The 16,677-nt window shown below is 70.3% G+C and carries 9 protein-coding genes; all 9 read left to right on the top strand.

Annotated features, from left to right (window positions below):
* Nucleotides 1-112: 112 nt before the first annotated feature.
* The 9 genes from HF995_RS03685 to HF995_RS03645 all read left to right on the top strand — a co-directional run bounded on the left by HF995_RS03685 (nucleotide 113) and on the right by HF995_RS03645 (nucleotide 16,573).
* Complete coding sequence (locus tag HF995_RS03685; protein WP_168446418.1) at nucleotides 113-1,708, top strand: FGGY-family carbohydrate kinase; 1,596 nt, start codon at nucleotides 113-115, stop codon at nucleotides 1,706-1,708.
* A gap of 32 nt (nucleotides 1,709-1,740) precedes the next feature.
* Entirely contained in the window at nucleotides 1,741-2,454 is a 714-nt protein-coding gene (locus tag HF995_RS03680) for an L-ribulose-5-phosphate 4-epimerase (RefSeq protein WP_168446417.1), read from the top strand.
* Nucleotides 2,455-2,514: 60 nt separating this feature from the next.
* Nucleotides 2,515-4,020, top strand: coding sequence for an L-arabinose isomerase (gene araA / locus HF995_RS03675; RefSeq protein ID WP_168446416.1), 1,506 nt, complete (start codon nucleotides 2,515-2,517; stop codon nucleotides 4,018-4,020).
* Between the two features lie 200 nt (nucleotides 4,021-4,220).
* Nucleotides 4,221-5,216 (top strand): ABC transporter substrate-binding protein, encoded by a 996-nt coding sequence (locus tag HF995_RS03670; protein ID WP_168446415.1) that lies wholly within the window; start codon nucleotides 4,221-4,223, stop codon nucleotides 5,214-5,216.
* 114 nt (nucleotides 5,217-5,330) lie between these two features.
* A complete protein-coding gene (locus tag HF995_RS03665) occupies nucleotides 5,331-6,875 on the top strand; it encodes a sugar ABC transporter ATP-binding protein (protein ID WP_168446414.1) in 1,545 nt (514 codons plus the stop codon).
* On the top strand, nucleotides 6,875-8,014 hold the full coding sequence (locus HF995_RS03660) for an ABC transporter permease (RefSeq protein ID WP_168446413.1): 1,140 nt from the start codon (nucleotides 6,875-6,877) through the stop codon (nucleotides 8,012-8,014). The genes HF995_RS03665 and HF995_RS03660 overlap by 1 nt, the downstream gene beginning before the upstream one ends.
* Nucleotides 8,014-9,072 carry an ABC transporter permease subunit gene (locus tag HF995_RS03655; protein WP_168446412.1) on the top strand — a complete coding sequence of 353 codons (1,059 nt, stop codon included), beginning with the start codon at nucleotides 8,014-8,016 and terminating at the stop codon, nucleotides 9,070-9,072. Before HF995_RS03660 ends, HF995_RS03655 begins: the two co-directional genes overlap by 1 nt.
* 313 nt (nucleotides 9,073-9,385) lie before the next feature.
* Nucleotides 9,386-13,048, top strand: a complete 3,663-nt coding sequence (locus HF995_RS03650; RefSeq protein ID WP_168446411.1) for an OmpL47-type beta-barrel domain-containing protein — start codon at nucleotides 9,386-9,388, stop codon at nucleotides 13,046-13,048.
* Nucleotides 13,049-13,162: 114 nt separating this feature from the next.
* The gene (locus HF995_RS03645) at nucleotides 13,163-16,573 is read left to right on the top strand and encodes an immunoglobulin-like domain-containing protein (RefSeq protein ID WP_168446410.1); all 3,411 of its coding nucleotides are present in this window, start codon (nucleotides 13,163-13,165) and stop codon (nucleotides 16,571-16,573) included.
* Nucleotides 16,574-16,677: the final 104 nt, after the last annotated feature.

Raw genomic sequence — 16,677 nt, 5'->3', positions numbered from 1 at the left:
TGCTGCGTCACCCCGCCGGGCCCCGCGGCCCGACGACGACGCAACCGCGCCAACGGCGGCGCGGGCCCTGGGAAGTAACCCTTCCCGGGAGGTACGGGAGAGGACGCCGACGATGGCGGAAGCTGCTCAGGGATCGACCATCCTCGCGGACGGTCGCGCTGTGCTCGGCATCGAGCTGGGCTCGACGCGCATCAAGGCCGTCCTCGTCGGACCGGACCACCAGCCGCTCGCCCAGGGCGGGCACGGCTGGGAGAACCAGCTCGTCGACGGCGTGTGGACCTACGCGCTCGACGACGTCACGACCGGGGTCCAGGCTGCCGTCGCCGCACTGCTCGACGACGCCGAGGAGCGCCACGGCGTGCGCCCCGTCGAGGTCGCCGCCGTCGGCGTCTCCGCGATGATGCACGGCTACCTCGCCCTCGACGCGGCCGACGAGCTCCTCGTCCCCTTCCGCACCTGGCGCAACACCTCGACCGGAGCAGCGTCCGCGCTCCTCACCGAGGCGCTCGACTTCAACATGCCGCTGCGCTGGTCCGTCAGCCACCTCGTCCAGGCCGTCCTCGACGAGGAGCCGCACGTCGCGCACGTCGCCTCGCTGACGACTCTCGCCGGATGGGTCCACCACCGGCTGACCGGACGCCGCGTCCTCGGCGTCGGCGACGCCTCCGGGATGTTCCCGATCGACCCGACGACCGGCGGCTACGACGCTGCGCGCCTCGCCGTCGTCGACACGCTCCTCGCCGAGCGCGGGTTCACCACGCCGCTCGGCGACCTCCTGCCCACCCCGCTCGCCGCCGGGGCCGACGCCGGCCTCCTCTCCGAGGAGGGCGCACTCTTCCTCGACCCCAGCGGAGCGATCCGCCCGGGGGCGCCTGTCGCGCCACCCGAGGGGGACGCCGGCACGGGCATGGTCGCGACGGGCGCCGTCCGCCCGCGCACCGGCAACGTCTCCGCAGGCACCTCGATCTTCGCGATGGTCGTCCTCGAAGGCCCGCTCCGCAACGTCCACGAAGAGCTCGACGTCGTCACGACCCCCGCAGGCGACCTCGTCGCGATGGTGCACTGCAACAACGGTGCGAGCGAGCTCGGCGCCTGGGCCGCGGTCTTCGGCGAGCTCGCCACCGCGCTCGGCACGCCCGCGACGCAGGACCAGGTGTTCGCCGCGCTGCTGCGCGCAGCGCTCGACGGTGCCGCCGACGCGGGCGGGGTCTACGCGTACAACCAGCTGTCCGGCGAGCCGATCGCAGGCCTCGACGAGGGACGGCCTCTCGTCGTCAGGACCCCCGGCAGCCGCTTGACGCTCGCCAACCTTGCCCGCGCCCAGGTGTACGGAGTCTTCGCGACGCTGAGCCTCGGGCTGCGCGTCCTCGCGGACGAGGGCGTGTCGATCGACTCGCTCCAGGCGCACGGCGGCATGTTCCGGACGGCCGGCGTCGCGCAGCGGATGCTCGCCGCCGCCGTCGGCGTCCCCGTGAGCGTGAGCGACACGGCTGGCGAGGGGGGCGCCTGGGGGATGGCGGTCCTCGCCTCCTACCGCCTCGACCCGCGCGGGCTCACCCTCGCGGACTTTCTCGACGAGCACGTGCGTGCGACGTCGACCACGGTCGCGACCCCCGACGCCGACGACGTCGCCGGGTACGCGCACTACCTCGAGGGTTACGAGCAAGGGCTGGCAGCCGTACGGACGGCCGCCGAGGTGCTCCGGTGAGCGCCGGGGCGGGACGAGCAGAGGGACGGACGATGGTGACGTTGGACGAGATGAGCGCCGAGGTTCGCGCGGAGGTCGCGCGCGTCCGCGACCTGGTCGCGCGGCTGCACGCCGAGCTTCCGAGGTGGGGCCTGGTCGTGTGGACCGCGGGCAACGTGTCCCAGCGGGTCCGCGTGCACGACGGCGAGGACCTGTTCGTCATCAAGCCCTCGGGCGTGACCTACGACGACCTGACGGCCGAGTCGATGGTCGTGTGCACGCTCGACGGCGAGCTGCTCGACGGCACGCGCGCCCCGTCGTCGGACACCGCGGCGCACGCTTACGTGTACCGGAACATGCCGGAGGTCGGGGGAGTCGTGCACACGCACTCGACGTACGCGACCGCGTGGGCCGCGCGCGGCGAGGAGATCCCGTGCGTCCTGACGATGATGGCCGACGAGTTCGGCGGGCCTGTCCCGATCGGTCCGTTCGCGCTCATCGGTGACGACTCGATCGGGCGGGGCATCGTCGAGACCCTCACGGGCTCGCGCAGCCCGGCCGTGCTCATGCAGAACCACGGGCCCTTCACGATCGGCAGGGACGCGACGGCGGCCGTCAAGGCAGCCGTCATGGTCGAGGAGGTCGCGCGGACGATCCACGTCGCGCGGCAGCTCGGGGAGCCCGTACCGATCGACCAGCGCGCGATCGACAGCCTCTATGCCCGGTACCAGAACGTGTACGGCCAGCCTGCGCCCGCGCAGCGCTGAACCTGCGCCGCGACGACGCCCGCACGCGACCTTTCGACGACGAGAGATCTTGGAGCAACGATGAACAAGCCGTACCAGGACCGCGAGATCTGGTTCCTCACGGGGAGCCAGCACCTCTACGGCGAGGAGACCCTCCGGCAGGTGGCCGAGCAGTCGCAGGAGGTCGCGCGCGCGCTCGACGCCTCGGGCGACGTGCCGGCGCCGGTCGTGTGGAAGCCCGTCCTCACCGATGCGGACGCGATCCGCAGGGCGATGATCGACGCGAGCGCTGACGACAAGGTGCTCGGCGTGATCACGTGGATGCACACGTTCAGCCCCGCGAAGATGTGGATCGCCGGGCTCGACGCGCTGCGCAAGCCGCTGCTGCACCTGCACACGCAGGCGGCTGCGGACCTGCCGTGGGACAGCATCGACATGGACTTCATGAACCTCAACCAGGCGGCGCACGGCGACCGTGAGTACGCGTACATCCAGACGCGGCTCGGGGTCTCGCGCACGACCGTCGTCGGGCACGTGTCCAACCCCGCCGTCACGCGCCGGGTCGGCACGTGGGTGCGTGGCGCGGCCGGTTGGGCTGCGACGCACGAGCTGCGTCTCGCGCGCTTCGGCGACAACATGCGCAACGTCGCGGTCACCGAGGGTGACAAGACGGAGGCCGAGCTGCGCTTCGGCGTCTCCGTCAACACGTGGGGCGTGAACGACCTGGTGGCGGCCGTCGACGCGGTGGAGGAGGCCGCGATCGACGGTGTCGTCGCCGAGTACGAGGACCTCTACGAGGTCGTGCCTGAGCTGCGACGCGGGGGCGAGCGTCATGAGGCGCTGCGGTACGCGGCGCGTCAGGAGGTGGCGCTCGAAGGGTTCCTCTCGGAGCTCGGGGCGAAGGCGTTCACGACGAACTTCGAGGACCTTGGCGCGCTGCGCCAGCTCCCGGGCATCGCGGTGCAGCGGCTCATGTCGAAGGGGTACGGCTTCGGTGCTGAGGGTGACTGGAAGACGGCGGTGCTCGTGCGGGCCGCGAAGGTCATGGGCGCGGGCCTGCCGGGTGGCGCCTCCCTCATGGAGGACTACACGTACGACCTGACCCCCGGCGCGGAGCGGATCCTCGGCGCGCACATGCTGGAGATCTGCCCGTCGCTGACGACGTCGACCCCGCGGGTGGAGATCCACCCGCTCGGGATCGGTGGCAAGGAGGACCCGGTCCGGATGGTGTTCGACACCGACCCGGGCGTGGGTGTCGTCGTGTCGCTCGCGGACATGCGGGACCGGTTCCGGCTGACGGCGAACGTGGTCGACCTGGTCGAGCACCCGCCGCTGCCGAACCTGCCGGTCGCGCGAGCCGTGTGGGAGCCGCGACCCGACTTCACGACGTCGGCGGAGGCGTGGCTCACGGCGGGCGGCGCGCACCACACGGTGCTGTCGACCGCAGCAGGTGTGGGGGCCTTCGAGGTCTTCGCTCAGATCGCCCGGACGGAGCTGCTCGTCATCGACGAGACGACGACGCGTCGGGGTTTTGCAGACCAGGTCCGGTGGAACCAGGTCTACTACCGTCTGGCACAGGGCTTGTGACGTGCTGACACGTTCGGCGCAGGTCGCACCGGGGGGATTCCTGGGCGGTCTGCGAGGCTGGCAAATCGTGACACAACGGTGACCCAAGATCTTCTGGGCACCAGCGTTTGTTAGCGCTAACATCATCACTGTGACGAGGTCGACGCCGACCTCGCGCTCGTACCGGAACCTGAGGGGGACCGGTGTCTCAAGGAGGAGATATGCGACGCAACACGTTCACGCGGACCATGGTCGCCGCGGCGGCCACGATCTCGATGCTCACCCTCGCCGCCTGCGGCGGCGGCTCTGACGACCCGGCCACGACCGGTGGCGGGACGCCCCAGGCCGGCGGGGGCAGCGACCTGATCAAGGTCGGGTTCTCGCAGCTCGGCGCCGAGTCGGGCTGGCGCACCGCCAACACCGAGTCCGTGAAGTTCAACCTGACCAAGGAGAACGGCTTCGACCTCACGTTCGTCGACGCCCAGCAGAAGCAGGAGAACCAGATCAAGGCTCTCCGCGACTTCATCGACCAGGGCGTCGACGTCATCGCGTTCTCGCCCGTCATCGAGACCGGCTGGGACGAGGTGCTCCAGGACATCAAGGACGCCGAGATCCCCGTCGTCCTCGTCGACCGCACCGTCGACACGACCGTCGCAGACCCGTTCGTCACCTGGATCGGCGCCGACTTCACCAAGGAAGGCGTGACCGCCGGCGAGTGGGTCAAGGCCAACCACCCCGACGCCAAGATCTTCGAGCTCCAGGGCACGATGGGCTCCGGCGCGCAGACCAACCGCCAGGAAGGCTTCCGCTCGATCGTCGGTGACAACGTCATCGGCGAGGCGTCGGGCAACTTCACCCGCGCCGAGGGCAAGGCCGCGACCGAGGCCGCGCTCGCCGCGTACCCCGACATGGACCTGATCTTCGCGCACAACGACGACATGGGCCTCGGCGCCATCGAGGCGATCGAGGCGACCGGCAAGAAGCCCGGCGTCGACATCAAGATCGTCACCGTGGACGGCGTCAAGGACGGTCTGCAGGCCCTCGTCGACAAGAAGTTCAACTACGTCGTCGAGTGCAACCCCGCCTTCGGTGACCAGCTCGCCGAGCTGATCAAGAAGGTCGCCGCCGGCGAGCAGGTCGAGAAGAGCACCATCGTCGTCGACGAGGCCTTCGACCAGACGATCACCCAGGAGTTCGTCGACTCCCGCACGTTCTGACCGGCGCACCCCCGCCCGGCCGAGGAGGGCCGGGCGGGGGTGGCCACCGCGAGGACGCAGGGACGCCAGGGCGCGACGGCGCGCCGAGCCAGCGTGACCAGGAAGAAGGCAGCAATGACCGAGACGGCGGGGAGCACCGCAGCTCCGATCGTCCAGATGACCGGGATCACCATCGAGTTCCCCGGCGTGAAGGCCCTCGACGGCGTCGACTTCCGCCTCTTCCCCGGTGAGGTGCACGCCCTCATGGGCGAGAACGGCGCAGGGAAGTCCACCCTCATCAAGGCCCTCACCGGCGTCTACCAGACGACGAGCGGCACGATCCTCGTGGACGGCGTCGAGCACAGCTTCAGCGGGCCCGACCAGGCCCAGGCGGCAGGCATCAGCACGGTGTACCAAGAGGTCAACCTGTGCTCGAACCTGTCCGTCGCCGAGAACGTCATGCTCGGCCACGAGCCCCGCACCGGCCCCTTCATCAGCTGGCGCAAGATGCGCCGGCAGGCCGCCGAGTACCTCGAGCGCCTCCACCTCGACATCGACACGTCGTCGCTGCTCTCGGCACACTCGATCGCCGTGCAGCAGCTCTGCGCGATCGCCCGCGCGACCGTCGTCGACGCTAAGGTCCTCATCCTCGACGAGCCCACCTCGAGCCTGCAGAAGGCCGAGGTCGACGAGCTCTTCGCGGTCATCCGCGAGCTGCGCGACGCAGGCGTCGCCATCCTCTTCGTCTCCCACTTCCTCGACCAGATCTACGAGATCTCCGACCGGCTCACAGTCCTGCGCAACGGCAGGCTCGTCGGCGAGCACCTCGTCGCCGACCTGCCGCGCCGCGAACTCATCGGCAAGATGATCGGCCGCGAAGGAGCAGCCCTCGACGCGATCGAACGAGGCGCCCAGGCGGCGTTCGACGCCAAGCAGGAGCACGGCACGCCCGCCCTGCACGCCGTCGGCCTCGGGCGTGACGGCTCGATCGAGCCGTACGACCTCGACGTCTTCCCCGGTGAGATCGTCGGGCTGGCCGGGCTGCTCGGCTCCGGTCGCACCGAGGCCGTGCGCCTGCTGTGCGGCGCCGACAAGCCCGGCGAGGGCGAGCTCCAGCTCGACGGCAAGCACGTCAAGCTGAGCGACCCGCTCCAGGCCCTCAAGCACGGCATCGCGTTCTCGTCCGAGGACCGCAAGAAGGAGGGCATCATCGGGGACCTCACCGTCCGCGAGAACATCGCCCTCGCCGTCCAGACCGTCCGCGGCGTGTGGAAGCAGGTGCCCAAGCGCGAGCTCGACGAGCTCGTCGACAAGTACGTCAAGGCCCTCAACATCCACCCCGCCAACCCCAACATGCTCGTCAAGAACCTCTCGGGCGGCAACCAGCAGAAGGTGCTCCTCGCGCGGTGGCTCGCCACCGCGCCCACCATCCTCATCCTCGACGAACCCACGCGCGGCATCGACGTCGGCGCCAAGGCGGACATCCAGAAGCTCGTCGCCGAGCTCGCCGCCGACGGCATGTCCGTCGTCTTCATCTCCTCGGAGTTCGAGGAGGTGCTCCGCGTTAGCCACCGCATCGACGTGCTGCGCGACCGCAGGTTCGTCGACTCGATCACCAACAGCCCCGACGTCGACCAGGACACGATCCTCGAGGCCATCGCCAAGAAGGAGGTGGCGTGATGAGCGGCCCGACCGTGACCCTCACCGCCGACCCGACCGGACCCGCCGCCCCCTCGGGCTCCTACCGCACCGCGCCGGTCTCCGTGGTCAGCCGCATCGTCCACCACCAGCTCTTCTGGCCGGTCGTCGCGCTCGTCCTCCTCGTGATCGCGTGCGGCATCAAGAACCCGGTCTTCCTCGACGTCGAGATCCGCGACGGGCACCTGTTCGGCCAGCTCGTCGACATCTCGCGCTACGCGGCGACGCCGCTCCTGCTCGCCCTCGGCATGGCACTCGTCATCGCGACCGGCGGCATCGACCTCTCGGTCGGCGCGGTCATGGCCATCTCGCTCGCCGTCTCGCTCTCCTACCTCGACGGCAACCCTGGCGCCGGGAGCGTCGGCACGGTGGTCGTCGCGGTCGGGCTCGGCATCCTCGTCGCACTCGTCGCAGGGACGTTCAACGGCTTCATGGTCTCCGTCCTCGGGATCCAACCCTTCATCGCGACGATGATCCTCATGGTCGCCGGTCGCGGCGTCGCGATGCTCATCACCAAGGGGCAGATCACGACCGTGACGAGCCCACCGTTCAAGTACCTCGGGTCAGGCTTCGTCCTCGGCGTCCCGACCCCCGTCGTGATCGCGCTGCTCGCCCTCGTCGGCGTCGCGGTGCTCGTCCGGCGCACGGCTCTCGGCATGCTCCTCGAGTCGATCGGCATCAACCGCGAGGCCAGCCGCCTCGCGGGGGTCCAGTCCCGGAACATCACGTGGTTCGTCTACATCCTCGCGGGCGTCCTCGCCGGCCTCGCCGGGATCGTGTACGGCGCCCCGACCATGGCGGCCGACGCCAACAACATCGGCCTCATGAAGGAGATGGACGCCATCATGTGCGTCGTCCTCGGAGGGACGGCGCTCTCGGGTGGCAAGTTCTACCTCTCCGGCACGGTCGTCGGCGCGCTCATCCTCTCGACGATCGAGCGCGCGGTCATCATCTTCCACATCCCGTCGCAGATCACGCCCCTGTTCAAGGCGCTCGTCATCATCCTCGTCTGCGTCGCCCAGTCGCCGAAGCTCCGCGAGTACCTCGCGCCGAGACGCCGCAGGTCGCTGGTGGCGGCCGCCGTCGCGGTACCGGCCCCGACCAAGGAGGAGGCCCGGTGATGACGACGACCGCCCCCGCCCCGCGCACGTCCACCCCCAGCCCCTCGGAGAAGAAGCCCATGGTCCGCCGCAGGCTCGGCCGGTTCCTGGCCCCGGAGTTCCTGCCGATCGCCGGCACGATCCTCACGTTCGTGATCATGCTCGGCATCGGGCAGGCGCGGTACGGCGGGGAGCGCAGCTTCATCTCGATGAAGCTGTTCTCCAACCTCCTGCAGGACAACGCCTACCTGCTCGTCCTCGCGATCGGCATGACGTTCGTCATCCTCACCGGCGGGATCGATCTGTCGGTCGGCGCCGTCGTCGCCCTCGTCGGCCTCGTCATCGCGACCCTCCTGCCGATGGGTGTCCCCCTCCCGGTCGTACTCGTGATCGGCGTGCTCATCGGCTCGACGTTCGGCCTGCTCATCGGTGTGCTGGTCCAGTACTTCAACATCCAACCGTTCATCGCGTCGCTGGCCGCGATGTTCCTCGCACGCGGCCTGTGCAACGTCGTGAGCGTCCAGTCCGTCGCGATCAAGGACGAGGGCTTCGCCTCCCTCGCGTCGTGGTCGATCAAGTTCGGCGAGGGACGCGACATCTGGAAGATCAACCTGTCGATGATCGTCGCGCTCGCCGTGCTCGCTTTCGCGTTCTACGTGCTGCACTACACGCGCTTCGGACGCACGGTCTACGGCGTCGGCATGGGCGACGACGGCAACGCGATCCAGCTCATGGGCCTCAAGGCAGGACGCACCAAGCTCTGGGTGTACGTGATCTCCGGGACGTGCGCCGGCATCGCCGGGATCCTGTTCGCGTTCTACACGAAGTCCGGCTTCAACCTCACGGGCATCGGCATGGAGCTCGACGCGATCGCCGCGGTCGTCATCGGCGGCACGCTCCTCGCGGGCGGTGGCGGCTACGTCCTCGGCACCGGGGTCGGCGTGCTCGTCTACGGCCTCATCCAGGTGCTCATCGCACGTGAAGGCCTCGACTCCTGGTGGACGAAGGTGTTCATCGGCGTCGTCCTCCTCGGCTTCGTCATCCTGCAGCGCGTGATCGTCACGCGACGCCAGAGATAGGCGTGTCCCCGGACGCGCTCGCGTCCCCGAACAGTCCACCCGCCCACCCTTGACAGTCGCCCGCGGGACTCCACCCCGCGCACCGGCTCGACGGGCACGAGAGCTTGGCTCCCGTGCCCGTCGTAGCCCAACCCGGCCTTGCGCCGGGACCGCCGCTCGCCCGTCCGACCGGAGCGGCTCCCCAGCGGGGAGGGACGGGGATTCGCCGATCGGTCGGACCTGACCGTGCGCTCCCGCGCGCCCGGAGACGGGTCCGGCAGCTGCTCAAGGACGAGGAGCTGACGGCCTACCTCGCCCCTCACGAAGGAGTGACATGAGAGAACGAAGGACAGCGCACCGCCGGTGGCTAGCGCTCGGGACCGCGTGGACGACGGCGGCCGCCGTCGCCCTCACGGGTCTTGCCACGGTTCCCGCGCAGGCTGCCGGGGACGAGCCCGACCTCCTCGCCTGGTACAAGCTCGACGAGACGTCGGGCGGCGTGGCCGCCGACGCGTCGGGCAACGGGCGCGACGGGACGGTCGCCGGAGCGGCGACGTGGAACGGCGGGGACGGCTTCACCTTCTCGGGAGGCGGCAACAACAGCGGCAACGCGATCACGCTGCCCGACAACCTGCTCGCCGGGGTCGACGACGTGACGATCGACTTCGACGTCTGGGTCGACGCGTCGTTGTCCGGCAACTACTTCATCTTCAACTTCGGCAACCCGGCGACCTACCCGAACGGTACCGGCTACCTCTTCGTCACGGGCAAGGACTCCAGCTCACGCCTGCGCGCCACGATCGCGTCCGACGGCTACCACACCGAGCAGTCCGTCTCCCGGCCCGGCGGCATCGCGACCGGCGTGTGGAAGCACCTCACGTACGTCGTCGACGGCGGCTCCGTCGCGGAGCCCGGCGCCGCCCGCCTCTACGAGGACGGCCAGCTCGTCGCCTCGACGTCCGGCCTGACCGTGTCCCCGAAGGACCTCGGCGAGCCCGACGGGACGACGACGCGCAACGTCCTGGGCCGCTCGGCCTACCCGGACAACTCGTTCAAGGGCAAGATCCGCGACTTCAAGGTGTACGACGGTCTGCTCGACGCGGACGCCGTGCGCGCCGCCGACGCCCAGGCGATCGACCTCGGCGACCTCACCGACGTCGGGAGCGACCTCACGCTGCCGACGCGCGGCGCGGGCGGCTCGCAGATCACGTGGTCGTCGAGCGACCCGGACGTCGTCTCGACGTCGGGTCACGTCGTCCCGACAGCCGACACGGTCGAGGTCACGCTCACCGCGACCGTCAGCCTCGGCGGCGCAGCGGTCACGCGAGACTTCGTCGTGAACGTCCAATCCCTGCAGCAGGTGGTCGACGACGTGCTCGACGGGCTCGACATCCCCCACCTCAGCGATGTCCGAGGCAACGTCCTCCTCCCCGCCAGGGTCGGCGTCGTCGACCTGGTGTGGACCTCAGACAAGCCCGCCGTCATCACGCCGACCGGCGAGGTGACGCGGCCCGCTGCAGGAGGCGACCCCGTCGAGGTCACCCTCACCGTGAGCGCCGCTGCGGGCGTCGCGACCGGCACGCGCCAGCTCACCGCGCGCGTCGCGCCGGCACCCGTCGCCGAGGAGCCCGCCGCCTACTTCTTCCCGTACTTCACGGGCGAGCAGGCCGGTGGCGAGAAGATCTTCTTCGGCGCGAGCAAGGGCAACGACGCGCTGCACTGGGACGAGCTGAACGACGGTCGCGCCGTCCTCACCTCCGAGTACGGCGAGAAGGGCCTGCGCGACCCGTTCATCATCAGGTCCCCCGAGGGAGACCGTTTCTACCTCCTGGCGACCGACCTGCAGATCGCTGCGGGCGGCAACTTCGGGACCGCGCAGGAGACCGGGAGCCTCTACCTCGAGATCTGGGAGTCGACCGACCTCGTGAGCTGGTCGGACCAGCGGCACGTCAAGGTGTCGTCCGACTACGCGGGCAACACGTGGGCGCCTGAGGCGCACTGGGACGAGTCGACGGGCAGCTACCTCGTCTACTGGGCGTCCAACCTCTACGAGACCACGAGCACCACGGGGCGGTCGGCGAGCACGAGCTACAACCGGATGATGGTCGTCAGCACGCGCGACTTCGTCACGTTCACCGAGCCGCAGACGTGGATCGACGTCAAGCGCGGCAGCGGCAAGGGCACGATCGACTCGACCGTCGTCGAGCACGACGACGTCTACTACCGCTTCACCAAGGACGAGGCGTCCATGACGGTCCGCCAGGAGAAGTCGACCGACCTGCACGCACGCATCGAGGGCTCCCTGCCGACGACGTCGAGCAGCCCGGGCTGGCAGCTCATCAAGGAGGCCGTCGGCGTCGGTCAGCCGAACGGCTGGGGCGGCGCGTTCACCAACGGTGAGGGTCCGACCATCTTCAAGGCCAACGACGGCGACGTGAACACCGGCGGCCAGGACACCTGGTACCTGTTCCAGGACCAGCCGAGCTATCACGGCGGTCGCGGCTACGTGCCGTTCGCGTCGACCGATCTCGAGTCTGGCACGTGGACGAGCGTCGCCGAGCAGGCGGACCTGCCGCTGAGCCCTCGGCACGGCACCGTCCTGCCGATCACGCAGACGGAGTACGAGAACCTGCTCGCTGCCTACCAGCCGGACCTGCTCGTCGACTCGATCGCGGCGCAGACCGTCACGACGCGCGAAGGCGTCGCCCCGACGCTCCCGGCGACGGCGATCGTCACCTACCGTGACGGCTCGACCCGGGCCGTGCCCGTGACCTGGCCGACGATCGACCCGGCGCAGTACGCCGAGCGCGGCACGTTCATCCTGCGTGCGGCGCCGGTCGCGGGCTCGCCCGTCGAGGCGTCCGTGACGGTCGTCGTGCGCGACGCCGTCGACCCGACGGTCGCGCTCACGATCGCTCCCGCCACCCCGACCGGCAGCGCCGGCTGGTGGACCTCGCGCCCTGTGACCGTCACCGCCACGGGCAGCGACGACTCGGGCGTGGCCTCAGTGGAGGTCTCTGTCGACGGCGGCGCCTGGCAGCGCACCGCGGGCGGTACCGCGTCGGTCACGCTCACGACGGACGGACGGCACGAGGTCCGTGCCCGTGCGACCGACACGACCGACAACGTCTCGTCCGTCGCGGTGGTCGGCGTCGACGTCGACACGACCGCGCCCGTGACGAGCGCGACCGTCGACGCGAAGAACCGGACCGTCACGGTCCGGGCCGACGACGCGACGTCGGGCGTTGCCCGCATCGAGACGCGCACCGGCTCCGCCGCGTGGGCTACGTACTCGGGTCCGGTGGTGGTGGGTTCGGGTGAGGTCACGGTGGAGTTCCGTGGTGTGGATCGTGCGGGGAACGTCGAGCCGGTGGGTTCGGTGGTGGTGCCTCGTGCGGGTGTGGTGCTGGCGCCGTCGGCGACGGTGGCGGTGGTTGCTCCGGAGCGGGTGTCGTTCGGCAAGGCTGCGAGCGTGCGGGTGCGGGTCTCTGGTGCTGGCGGGGTTCCGTCGGGTCAGGTGCGTGTGCTCGATGGGGCGCGTGTGGTCGGGTCGGCGACGTTGAAGCAGGGTGGCGCCACGGTGCGTCTGGTCAAGGACGTCGCGGTGGGTCGTCGGTCGTTGACGGTCTCGTACGGCGGTGACGCGAGGTTTGCGGGTTCGTCGGACGTGGTGGTGCTCGAGGTCGTCAAGGCGAGCTCGAAGGTGTCGGTGAAGGTGGCGCCGAAGAAGGTGACGGCGCGGTCGAAGGCGACGCTCGCGGTGAGCGTGACGAGCGTGGGTTCGCGGGCCGGGACGGTGGGCGTGAAGGTCACCTCGAAGGTCAAGGGCAAGAACCGCACGGTGGTGACGCGTTCGGTGTCGGTGGGTGCGAACGGCAAGGCGTCGGTGAAGCTGCCGCGGCTGGGCAAGGGCACCTACAAGGTGACGGTCACGTTCGGTGGCTCGTCGTCGGCGAACAAGGCCGCGAAGACCACCACCCTCACCGTCCGCCGCTAGGCCTGGTCCCCGAAGGACCCGGCGCGCGACGCCCACCCCCACGGGCGCCGCGCGCCGTCCCCGGGGGTGGGCCCGTCCTCCAGGGCCCACCCCACCCCCTCACGAAGGAGTGACATGACTGCACCAACCACCCGGCCGGCATCCCGGACCGGCCGGGCGATCGCCTGGTCGGCGATCGCCGCCCTCACGTTCACCGGCCTCGCGGCAGCGCCCGCGCAGGCCGCCGACCCCGCACCCGCGGGCATGGTCGCCTGGTACAAGCTCGACGAGACCGCCGGCACCGTCGCCGTCGACTCGTCCGGCAACGACAACGACGGGACCGTCGACGGCCCCACGACCTGGAACGACGGCGACGGCTTCACGTTCTCCGGCGGCTCCGCGAGCAGCGGCAACGCCATCAGGATGCCGGACAACATCCTCGCCGGGCTCGACTCGATCACGGTCGCGACCGACGTCTGGGTCGACCCAGCGCTCCAGGGGAACCACTTCATCTACAACTTCGGCAACCTCGCCGTCGGGAGCCCGCAGAGTGGCAACGGGTACCTCTTCACGACCGCGTTCCCGTACCGCGTCGCGCTCAGCCAGGGCGCCTGGGGCGGCGAGGGCGGCAACGTGACGTCCGCGGGTCGCAACCTCACGCAGGGCGTGTGGAAGCACATCGCCTACACGCAGACCGGGACGACCGGCATCCTCTACGAGGACGGCGTCGAGGTGAGGCGTACCGAGGGTGTCTCCGTGACCCCCGGCTCGATCGGCGGCGGCGTCACGACCCGCAACGTCCTCGGCCGCTCGGCCTACGCAGCCGACGGTTCCTTCAAGGGAGTGCTGCGCGACTTCCGTGTCTACGACCACGCGCTCCCTGCGGGCGACGTCGCCGACCTTGCCGACCGTGTGATCGACGACGTCCTCGCGGACGCGGCTGCGAGCCTCGACCTCGGCGACCTGACCGCCGTCAGCGGGGACCTGACGCTCCCCGCGCTCGCCGGCGGCGTCGCCGTCACGTGGTCCTCGGACAAGCCTGACGTCATCTCGGCGACAGGCCGCGTCACGCGTCCCGCCGCCGGCGGCGACCCGGCCGACGTCGTGCTGACCGCGACCCTCACGAAGGGAACCGCGTCCACGGCACGCACCTTCGCCGCGACGGTCCTGCCCGACGTCACCCCGGCCGAGAAGGCCGCCTGGGACGCCGAGCACGTCGAGCTCGTCTCCCCGGACGACGTCCGCGGTCACATCACGCTCCCGACGACCGGCCCGCTCGGCTCGGCCATCACGTGGACCAGCTCCGCTCCCGACGTCGTCACCGCCACGGGAGAGGTGACACGCCCCGCCTACGGCGAGGACGACGTCGTCGTCACCGTCACGGCGCACGTCGTGAACGGCGCCGCGACCGCGACGTCCACCCGCCGGCTCACCGTCAAGGCTGCGCCGCGTGCGGTGCCGACCGAGGGCTACGTGTTCTCCTACTTCACCGGCAACTCGATCGCCGGCGAGAAGATCTACCTCGCAGCGAGCCGCGGCAACGACGCCCTCCGGTGGGACGAGCTCAACGCCGGCACCCCCGTCCTCGAGTCCACCCAGGGCACGAAGGGCCTGCGCGACCCGTTCCTCATCCGCTCACCGCAGGGCGACCGCTGGTACCTCATCGCGACCGACCTCTCGATCGGCCGCAACGGCGACTGGGACGTCGCGCAGCGACACGGCAGCCAGTACATCGAGGTCTGGGAGTCGACCGACTTGCAGACCTGGTCCGAGCAGCGCCACGTCAAGGTGTCCCCGGACAACGCCGGCAACACGTGGGCACCCGAGGCGTACTGGGACGACGAGCTCGGCGCGTACGTCGTGTTCTGGGCGTCCAAGCTGTTCGCCGCTGACGACCCGGACCACACGGGCAGCCAGTACAACCGCATGATGTATGCGACGACGCGTGACTTCGTGACGTTCAGCGAGGCGAAGGTCTGGCAGGACTCGGGCAAGTCGCTCATCGACTCGACCGTCCTCAAGGAGGACGGCTGGTACCACCGGTTCACGAAGGACGAGGGCTCGGCGAGCGGCTGCACGGACATCATCCAGGAGCGTTCGCGCACGCTCACCGCTCCGCTGTCCGAGTGGGAGCACGTGACCGACTGCATCGGGCAGAAGGCCAGCACCCGCGCGCTCGAGGGGCCGACGATCTTCAAGGCCAACGAGGGCGATGTCAACGGCGGCGGCTACTACCTGTTCGTCGACGAGTACGGCGGCCGCGGCTTCATCCCGATGCACTCGGCGAGCCTCGACGACCCGACCTGGGTCATCCCGTCGCCGTACACGCTCCCCACGAGCCCGCGGCACGGCACGGTCGCGCCTGTGACGAAGGCTGAGCTCGACGCCGTCCGTGGCAACCCCGCCACAGCGGTCACGTCGACGACGCAGCTCACGCTCACCCCGGCCCCGGCAGGCACCGCGTCTCGCGCCGACGTCACGGTCGTCGCGAGCGACAAGGGGCAGGTCGTGGGCTCCGTGCGCCTCTCGGTCGGCGACACCTGGTCGACGACGGTCCGCCTCGTCGACGGCAAGGCGCGCGTCACGCTCCCCGACACCCTGCGTGCCGGGTCGGTCGACGTCGTCGCCGCGTACCTCGGTTACGACGTGGTCGGGGCCAGCTCGACGTCCGGGACGCTCGTCGTGCCGGCGCCGGCTGACACGACCCCGCCCGTGACGAGCGCGACCGTCGACGCGGTGGCGCGCACGGTCACGCTGCGCAGCGCCGACGGCGGCTCGGGCGTCGCCCGGATCGAGTACCGCCTCGTCACCGGCTCGACCCCGACCGCGTGGGCTACGTACTCGGGTCCGGTGGTGGTGGGTTCGGGTGAGGTCACGGTGGAGTTCCGTGGTGTGGATCGTGCGGGGAACGTCGAGCCGGTGGGTTCGGTGGTGGTGCCTCGTGCGGGTGTGGTGCTGGCGCCGTCGGCGACGGTGGCGGTGGTTGCTCCGGAGCGGGTGTCGTTCGGCAAGGCTGCGAGCGTGCGGGTGCGGGTCTCTGGTGCTGGCGGGGTTCCGTCGGGTCAGGTGCGTGTGCTCGATGGGGCGCGTGTGGTCGGGTCGGCGACGTTGAAGCAGGGTGGTGCCACGGTGCGTCTGGTCAAGGACGTCGCGGTGGGTCGTCGGTCGTTGACGGTCTCGTACGGCGGTGACGCGAGGTTTGCGGGGTCGTCGGACGTGGTGGTGCTCGAGGTCGTCAAGGCGAGCTCGAAGGTGTCGGTGAAGGTGGCGCCGAAGAAGGTGTCGGCGCGGTCGAAGGCGACGCTCGCGGTGAGCGTGACGAGCGTGGGTTCGCGGGCCGGGACGGTGGGCGTGAAGGTCACCTCGAAGGTCAAGGGCAAGAACCGCACGGTGGTGACGCGTTCGGTGTCGGTGGGTGCGAACGGCAAGGCGTCGGTGAAGCTGCCGCGGCTGGGCAAGGGCACCTACAAGGTGACGGTCACGTTCGGTGGCTCGTCGTCGGCGAACAAGGCCGCGAAGACCACCACCCTCACCGTCCGCCGCTAGAAGCACCGGCGGCCTCCTCGGAGGTCGCCGGTGCGGCGGGGTGGCCGCATGGGTGCCACCCCGCCGCACCGGGGTCGACGGAGTGGAGAACCGGCGGCCCCGGG

The organism is Sanguibacter hominis ATCC BAA-789 (assembly GCF_012396185.1).
GTDB lineage: Bacteria > Actinomycetota > Actinomycetes > Actinomycetales > Cellulomonadaceae > Flavimobilis > Flavimobilis hominis.
The sequence above is the reverse complement of the archived record's forward strand: the minus strand, read 5'-3'. Positions and strand labels throughout refer to the sequence as shown.

What these genes read in the sequence shown, in the direction of transcription:
- HF995_RS03665 (WP_168446414.1), top strand. Translation starts at nt 5,331, where the DNA reads ATGACCGAGACGGCGGGGAGCACCGCAGCTCCGATCGTCCAGATGACC.
- HF995_RS03670 (WP_168446415.1), top strand. Translation starts at nt 4,221, where the DNA reads ATGCGACGCAACACGTTCACGCGGACCATGGTCGCCGCGGCGGCCACG.
- HF995_RS03660 (WP_168446413.1), top strand. Translation starts at nt 6,875, where the DNA reads ATGAGCGGCCCGACCGTGACCCTCACCGCCGACCCGACCGGACCCGCC.
- HF995_RS03680 (WP_168446417.1), top strand. Translation starts at nt 1,741, where the DNA reads ATGGTGACGTTGGACGAGATGAGCGCCGAGGTTCGCGCGGAGGTCGCG.
- HF995_RS03685 (WP_168446418.1), top strand. Translation starts at nt 113, where the DNA reads ATGGCGGAAGCTGCTCAGGGATCGACCATCCTCGCGGACGGTCGCGCT.
- HF995_RS03655 (WP_168446412.1), top strand. Translation starts at nt 8,014, where the DNA reads ATGACGACGACCGCCCCCGCCCCGCGCACGTCCACCCCCAGCCCCTCG.
- HF995_RS03645 (WP_168446410.1), top strand. Translation starts at nt 13,163, where the DNA reads ATGACTGCACCAACCACCCGGCCGGCATCCCGGACCGGCCGGGCGATC.
- HF995_RS03650 (WP_168446411.1), top strand. Translation starts at nt 9,386, where the DNA reads ATGAGAGAACGAAGGACAGCGCACCGCCGGTGGCTAGCGCTCGGGACC.
- araA (WP_168446416.1), top strand. Translation starts at nt 2,515, where the DNA reads ATGAACAAGCCGTACCAGGACCGCGAGATCTGGTTCCTCACGGGGAGC.